This window comes from Chthoniobacter sp. (assembly GCF_040003245.1).
Taxonomy (GTDB): domain Bacteria; phylum Verrucomicrobiota; class Verrucomicrobiia; order Chthoniobacterales; family Chthoniobacteraceae; genus Chthoniobacter.
Window position 1 is genome coordinate 1 of sequence record NZ_JBDUCX010000324.1, and the last position, 6,377, is coordinate 6,377.

The following is a 6,377-nucleotide window of genomic DNA, read 5'->3' on the forward strand; positions in this document are numbered from 1 at the left end:
AAGCCTACGCCGCCCTCATCACCGACCTCGACCGTCGTGGGATGCTCGACAAGACGATGGTCATGGTCTCTTCCGAATTTGGCCGCACGCCGAAGATCAACAAGGACGCCGGTCGCGATCACTGGCCGCGCGTCTTCTCCGTGGCCTTCGCCGGCGGCGGCTTCAAGCGTGGTTACGTCCACGGTTCTTCCGACCCGACCGGTGCGGAACCCGATAGCGATCCGCTCACGGTGTCCAACATGGCCGCAACCGTCTTCACGCAGCTCGGCATCAAGCCAGAGAAGAAGCTCATGTCGCCCGGTGGGCGCCCGCAGGCCATCGTTTACGAGGGCCAGGTGGTGAGTGAGCTTCTGGCTTAAGCGCCGCGGTTGATCTTCAAAACCTGAACAGCGAAAACGCGGCGGCACGGCATCAAGCTAGCCGCCGCGTTTTGTGCGCCCAGCCTCTCCTATCGTGAATATGCCGTTCCCCATCCTATCTGCTCTCCGCATCCGCTGCGGCGCCCTCGCCGCCGCGTCCTGTCTTCTCGCGACCAGCGCCCTGGCCGGTTCGCCGCGCGCTTCCCACATCTACCCCGGCGGCGCCCAGCGCGGCGGGGAAATGGAAGTGACATGCACCGGGACCAACCTGGAAGATGCCCGCACGCTCCTTTTCGATGAGCCCGGCTCTTTCGAGTCGCAGGTCCTGACGGCCGACAAAGGCAAATTCACCGCCAAAATCAAAGTCGCCCCCGACGCGCGCCTCGGCGAGCACACTCTCCGAATCATCACCGCGTCCGGCATTGCCGACGTCCGCACCTTCTACGTCACTCCGTTCCCGATGGTCGCCGAGGCGGACTCCAAGGTGCGCCCGAAGCCGGTCCAGCATATCGAATTGAACACCACCGTCTACGGCCACACCCCGGACGACGCCGTGGCCAAGTACGACGTCGACCTCAAGAAGGGGCAGCGCTTGTCCGTGGAAGTGATCGGCCTGCGGCTGCACACCCAGACACCTTACGATCCCTTCCTGGCCATCACCAAGGCCGATGGCACGCCCGTCATCGCCGTGGACGATACCGGTTTCTCCCGGCAGGATCCCGTCGCCAGCATTCTCGCTCCCGAAGACGGCAAATACATCATCTCCGTTCGCGACACGACCAATGCCGGCCCGGGGGTGTGCGCCTACCTCATGAACATCGGCACTTTCGCCCGGCCGTTGGCGGTTTATCCGGCAGGTGGCCCGGCGGGTGAGACGGTGAAGGTCAAGCTCATCGGTGATGCCTCCGGCCCCATTGAGCAATCGGTCAAGCTCCCGGAGAAAGCCGACGATAGTTTCGATCTCTATACCGTTAATCAGGACCAGCCGACGCCGCAGCCCAATGAAATGCGCGTCTCCTATTTTCCGAACGTGCTCGAGACCGAGCCGAACAACGACATCGCCCACGCCACGGTCGTCGCCCAGGAATTCCCGGTCGCGCTCAATGGCATCATCGATGAGAAAGACGACGTCGATTACTTCAAGTTCAAGGTCAAGAAGGACCAGCAATTCGATTTCACTGTGTTCGCCCGCCGCCTCGGTTCGCCGCTGGATTCGGTGATCGATATCTATAACGAAAAGGGCGGCAAGATCGGGACCAATGACGATGCCGGTGGACCCGACAGCTACCTGCGCTGGAAAGCGCCGGCGGATGGCGAATACTGCGTCGCCGTGCACGATCAGCTTTACCGTGGCGGCCCGAATTACGTCTACCGCCTTGAGGTCACCGCCGTTGAACCCAAGCTCACCGCGTGGCTGCCGGAAATGACGATCAACCAGAACCAGGACCGCCGGGCGATCACCGTGCCGAAGGGCAACCGCTACGCCTCGCTGGTGCGCATCAAGCGCGCCGATGTCGCTGGCGACGTGCAGCTCGAGCCCGTGGCTTTGCCCCCGGGTATCACCGCCAGCGTCCCCACGGTCGACAAGAGCGTGGACACGGTCCCCGTGGTCTTTGAGGCGGCGCCGGACGCTGCCATCGCCGCCAAGGATTTTGACATGGTGGCCAGGCTCGTCGAGCCGCCGAAGGATGTGAAGGTGATCAGCCAGGTGGACCACTTGGTGGACGTGATGGAATACAACAACCAGCGCCCCTTCTACGTCATTCATCAGCATCTGCTGCCCGCCGCGGTCACCGAGGAAATCCCGGTGAAAATCAGCCTCGTGCAGCCCAAAGTGCCGCTGCTCCAGACTGGCTCGATGAATTTGAAAGTCGTGGCTGAGCGCAAGAATGACTTCAAGGGACCGATTACCATTGGGCTCCTTTACTCGCCCACGGGTATCGGCACCGCCGGTTTGCAGCAGATCAAGGAAGGCGAAAACGAAGGGACAGTCGCAGTCAGCGCCAATGGCAATGCGCCGCTCCAGAAGTGGAAGGTTTGCATCGTCGGCAGCGCGGATTTCGGCAAGGGCCCTGTCTGGTTCAGCACCCAATTGGTCGACCTCGAAGTGGCCGCGCCGCTGGTCGGCGGGAAGTTGGTGCGCACCTATGTCGACCAGGGCGACACCACGACCATGACCGTGAAGCTCGACCAAAAGATTCCGTTTGAAGGCAAGGCGAAACTCTCGCTTCTCGGCCTGCCGCCGAATACCACGGCGGACGAGCAGGAAATCACCAAGGACGACACGGAAGTCAAATTCAACATTAAGGCCGAAAAGACCACGCCCGCCGGTCAGCACAAACAGCTCTTCTGCCAGTTCACCTTGCAAAAGGACGGTGAGCAATTGACCTCGACCTTCGCCCAGGGCGGCATCCTGCGCGTCGACAAAGCCACTGTCGCGAAGAACGACGCCGCTCCCGTAGCTCCTGCCGAAACAGCCAAAAAGTAACCCAGCGTTCCACTTTACCTATGCGCTCCCCGAAAATCCCCACGCTGTTCCTCACCACCTGCCTGCTCGCCGTAAGCGGGTTGATGCCCGCCGCCGCTGAGACCGGCGCCGCCACGGTCGAGATCTTTCCGGCCGATGTGAACCTCAAGTTCGCGCGCGACAAGCAAACGCTCGTCGTCCGCACCACCGAGCCCAATGGCGTGAACCGCGACGTCACCGCCGCCGCAACTTTTACCCTCGCCGACCCGAGCAAGGCGAAGATCGAGAAGGGCGTCGTCTATCCCCTGGCCGATGGCCAGACCACGCTCAAGGTGGAGTATCAAGGCCAGTCCATGGAGGTGCCGGTGAAAGTCGAGGAGGCCAGGACCGAGCAGCCGGTCAGCTTCCGGCTCGATGTCATGCCCATCTTCATGAAGGCCGAGTGCAATCGTTGCCACGGCGCGGCCCGCGGGCAGGACGGCTTCCGCCTCTCCCTCTGGGGCTTTGATCCCGAGGGCGACCACTATCGCCTCACCCGCGAGCTTTCCGGCCGTCGCATCAATCTCGCCATTCCCGAGGAATCGATGCTCGTCACGAAATCGACCGGGGCGGCGCCGCATACCGGTGGCAAGCTGTTTGAAAAGAACAGCGAGCTGGCCGCGACCATGGTCCGCTGGCTGGCCGCTGGCGCGCCCAACGACGCTGCTGATGTCGCCAAGCCGACCAGCCTCGAAATCCTGCCCAAGAAGCTGGTGCTCGAGAGCCCCGGCCAGAATTTCAAGATCACCGTCCGCGTGCATTATTCCGACGGCACCGATCGCGATGTCAGCAATCTCGCGCTCTTCCTCACCAGCAACGAAGGCGCGGCCAAGATCAGCAAGGACGGCGTCATCACCACCGGCACGCGTGGCGAAGCGTTCGTCATGGCCCGCTACGCCACCTTCACCGTCGGCGCGCAGGTCATCGTGATCCCGAAAGGCCTGAAGTACGAATGGCCGAAGATCGAAGAGCGCAATTTCATCGACCAGCTCGTCGACGAAAAACTCCGCAACCTGCGCATCACGCCCAGCGAGCTTTGCAACGACGAGACCTTTCTCCGCCGGGCCTTCATCGACATCACCGGCACGCTGCCCGCGAGTGAAGAAATCACCAAGTTCACCTCCGATCAGGATTCGCAGAAGCGCGCCAAAAAGATCGACGAATTGCTCGCCCGCAACGAATTCGTCGATGTTTGGGCGCTCAAGTGGAGCGAGCTGCTGCAGGTCCGCTCCGGCCCCAACAACCAGGGGGGCAGCCCCAAGGCCACCCAGAACTATTACAACTGGCTGCGCGATAAATTCCAAAAGAACGTGCCGATGAACGAGATCGCGCGCGATCTCATCGCGGCCAGCGGCTCGAACTTCGAAAATCCAGCGGCCAATTACTACCAGATCGAAGTCGATCCGCTGAAGCTCGCCGAAGACACCGCTCAGTCCTTCTTCGGCATTCGCATGAAGTGTGCGCAGTGCCATAACCATCCGTTCGACCGCTGGACGATGGAGGATTACCGCGGCTTCGTCGCTTTCTTTACGCAGATCGGCCGCAAGCCCGGCGAAGATCCGCGCGAGAAGATCATCTTCAACAGCGCCGCCGGCGAATCGCGCCACCCCGTCGACAATCGCGTCATCGCGCCGAAGTTCCTCGGTGGCGACGCCCCCGATTGCACCGGCAAGGATCGCCGCCAGGTTCTCGCCGATTGGGTCGCTTCGCCGGAGAATCCCTACTTCCCGCAGCACATCGCCAACCTCGTCTGGGCGCAATACATGGGCCGCGGCATCGTCGAGCCGGTGGATGACGTGCGCGTCTCCAATCCCGCCTCGAACCCCGAGTTGCTCGACGCGCTCGCCAAGAAAATCATCGAGTACAATTACGACCTGCGCCACATCGTGCGCGACATTTGCAATTCGCGCGCCTACCAGACGGCCACGCGCGCCAATGAAACCAACGCGCTCGACGATCGCAATTTCGCCCGGGCCACCATCCGTCGCATGCGCGCCGAGGTGTTGCTCGATTGCATCAGTCAGGTCACCGAGACTGGCGACAAGGAGAAGTTCAAGGGCCTGCCGCTGGGCGGGCGTTCCGCGCAGATCGCCGATGGCACGACCTCGAATTACTTCCTCACCACCTTCGGCCGGACCGATCGCGTGGTCGTTTGCAGCCGCGAGGAAGTCGGCCCTACGCTCAGCCAGGCGTTGCATCTCCTCAACGGCACCACCATCGAGGACAAGATCACCCAGGGCGGCGTGGTCAAGAAGCTCATGGACACCAACCGCACGCCGCGCGAAATCGCCGGTGAGCTCTTCCTGCGCTGCTTCGGCCGCTTCCCGACCGAGAGCGAACTCGTCAAGCTCGAGAAATACTGGGGCGTCACCGAGACCCAACCGCAGGCTTATCACGATATCTTCTGGGCGTTGCTCAACGCCAAGGAGTTCATGTTCAACCATTGATTCGAAGTGAAGAAACTCGCCGTTCTTAGTGTCACCATTGCGGCTGCGCTCACCGCGCAGGGCGCGGACAAGGTCACCTACGAGGACCAGATCCTGCCGATCTTCCGCAACTCCTGTCTGAATTGTCACAACCCCGACAAGAAGAAGGCCGGCCTTGATTTGTCGACCTACCAAGGCGCGCTGCAAGGCAGCGAAAACGGCAAGGTGCTGGAGTCCGGCAACGCCGCCGGGAGCTTGCTCTTCAAATGCGTCAAGCAGACTGAAGACCCGAAGATGCCGCCGAAAGGCGATAAACTTTCGGACGCCGAACTCGGTTTGGTGGAAAAGTGGATCGCCGGGCAATTGCTGGAAAACGCCAGCGGCAAGGTCGTGGCCGCTTCCAGTAACAAAGTCTCCGTCGCCGTCGTTTCGTTGACCCGCCCCGATGGTCCGCCGCCCATGCCTGGCGACCTGCCGCTCGAGCCCTACGTCCGCACCGCGCATAACAACGCCATCACCGCCCTCGCCGTCAGCCCATGGGCGCCGCTCATGGCCGTTGGCGGCCAGAAGCAAGTGTTGCTCTACAACACCGAGACACTGCAGCCGCTCGGCGTGCTACCGTTCCCCGAAGGCTTCCCCGCGGTCCTCCGCTTCAGCCGCAATGGCCAGGTGCTGCTTACCGGCGGCGGTCTCGGTGGCAAGCTCGGCAAGGTCGTCCTGTGGGACATCAAGACCGGCGAGCGCATCGCCACCATCGGCAATGAGTTCGATCAGGTGCTCGCCGCGGATCTCAGCGCCGATCAGCAATTCGTCGCCCTCGGCGGCCCGTTGAAGCTGCTCAAGATTTACTCCACCAAGGACGGCAAGCTCGTCCAGTCGATCAAGAAACACACCGACTGGGTCACCGCGATCGCCTTCTCGCCGGATGGCAAATATCTCGCCAGCGCCGATCGCAGCGGCGGCATCCAGATTTGGGAAGGTGCCACCGGCAAGGAATTCAATACGTTGCCTGGCCACAAGGCCATGGTCACCGGCCTCGCCTTCATGCCCGGCGTGCTCGCCTCGTGCAGCGAAGACGGCAAGATC

General features: G+C 62.0%; 4 protein-coding genes. All 4 read left to right on the forward strand.

Annotated features, from left to right (window positions below):
* Positions 1–359, forward strand: a 359-nt coding sequence (locus ABJF10_RS28350; RefSeq protein WP_348547983.1) for a DUF1501 domain-containing protein, incomplete at its 5' end; no start/stop codon positions are given.
* 100 nt (positions 360–459) lie between these two features.
* Complete coding sequence (locus ABJF10_RS28355; protein ID WP_348547984.1) at positions 460–2,847, forward strand: PPC domain-containing protein; 2,388 nt, start codon at positions 460–462, stop codon at positions 2,845–2,847.
* A 20-nt stretch (positions 2,848–2,867) separates the two neighbouring features.
* Entirely contained in the window at positions 2,868–5,312 is a 2,445-nt protein-coding gene (locus ABJF10_RS28360; RefSeq protein WP_348547985.1) for a DUF1549 and DUF1553 domain-containing protein, read from the forward strand.
* A gap of 6 nt (positions 5,313–5,318) precedes the next feature.
* On the forward strand, positions 5,319–6,377 hold a 1,059-nt coding region (locus ABJF10_RS28365; RefSeq protein WP_348547986.1), incomplete at its 3' end, for a c-type cytochrome domain-containing protein.